This window comes from Nocardia amamiensis, from assembly GCF_015477605.1.
Lineage (GTDB): Bacteria > Actinomycetota > Actinomycetes > Mycobacteriales > Mycobacteriaceae > Nocardia > Nocardia amamiensis_A.
On sequence record NZ_JADLQX010000144.1, the window covers coordinates 1 to 1,532 of the forward strand.

A 1,532-nucleotide genomic window follows, 5' to 3' on the forward strand; every position below is an offset into this window, starting at 1 on the left:
TCGTGCGACACGAAGTCGCATGAGTAACAGTGGAACTCGGAGAAGGAGGGATCGGCTGATGCCGATAACGTAGTTCCCGATCCCGTGCGCGTGGATCGTCCCCGCCTCGGCGTGCGTCATGGGTGACCGTGGGGTGCGAAGCCCGAGGGCACGGCCCAAGGACTCTTGTTCCATCCAGGGGTTACAGGCTGGGGAAGACCGGGCGGGTGAATCGCGTGAACCCTCGTCGACGCCTCGTCATCAGCACTTCCGCCGATGGGAAGTTCCAGCGGAAGAATAGGGGCCGGTCGTTGTGAGGCGACAGGTGCCGTCCGGGCGAATTTGACCGGGCGGGTGCGCACCACCGTCCCCGGGGTACAGAGGGCACCCAATCCGGTCGTGACTGTCTCATGCGGAACGTGACAATCCCGATGCGGTCCAGCCTGTTTCGAGGTTGGTAGGCCGACCGCGAGGAAGGCTGAATTCCGCAGCGGGGGCAGGATGGCTCGAGAAGCGAATGCCGGTGGGCCGAAAGGCCACAGGAAACCGGGTGCCGCGCAACCAGTTCCTCTGCTGGTGGCGCCTGCATAACTGGCCGGATAGAGGCAGTTGCCTCGACCTGAAAGGGTGCTGACGCGAGCCGGGTGAGCCTGCGAACGACTCGATGACCGAAACTGTCAGAACTCGAGGGGCAAGTTGGACACCACGATGCTGGTGAACGGACCCGAAGGCCCGGTGCTCGATTGGGATGCTGTGCGCTGGCGCACGGTCGAGGACCAGGTACGGCGGTTGCGGCAGCGGATTTTCGCGGCATCACAGGCAGGGGACCTGAAGAAGGTCCGGAATTTGCAGAAGCTGATGCTCCGTTCCCGCGCGAACGCACTGATGTCGGTGCGGCGGGTGACCGAGCTCAACGCGGGCCGCAAGACCGCCGGGATCGACGGCGAGGTGGTGACGGACGCGGAGCAGAAGACCGACATGGTCGACTGGTTGCAGCACGGCACCGCCGCGTGGTCGCCTCGGCCGGTCAAGCGGGTGTTCATACCGAAGGGCAACGGACGCCGCCGCGGATTAGGAATACCCGTGATCGCTGATCGGGCCTTGCAAGCGCTGGTGGTCAACGCGCTGGAGCCCGAGTGGGAGGCCCGGTTCGAACCCAGATCCTATGGGTTCCGGCCGGGCCGGGGATGCCACGACGCCATCGTGGCCATCCACACCACTGTCAGTCGCACCGACGCCAAACGCGTGTGGATCCTCGATGCCGATCTGGCCGCCGCGTTCGATCACCTCGATCACGACCACATCCTCGGCTCACTGGGCACCTTCCGCACGGGGATTGGTGCGGCAGTGGTTGAGGGCCGGCGTGGTCGATCAGGATCGCTTCGCGCCGACCGAGGAGGGTGCTCCCCAAGGCGGGGTGATCAGTCCGTTGATACTCAACGTTGCTCTGCACGGCATGGAGGCCGCCGCCGGGGTCTGCTACTACGCCACCGGCACCCGTGCCGGGAAAACGGTGAAGGGCTGCCCTGCGGTTATCCGCTACGCCGATGACC

General features: G+C 65.3%; 2 pseudogenes. Both read left to right on the forward strand.

Annotation, left to right across the window (positions count from 1 at the left end):
• Positions 1–687: 687 nt before the first annotated feature.
• Positions 688–1,254: pseudogene (locus IU459_RS37125) on the forward strand (reverse transcriptase N-terminal domain-containing protein); the annotation flags it as partial.
• An 88-nt stretch (positions 1,255–1,342) separates the two neighbouring features.
• Positions 1,343–1,532: pseudogene (locus tag IU459_RS39915) on the forward strand (group II intron reverse transcriptase/maturase); the annotation flags it as partial.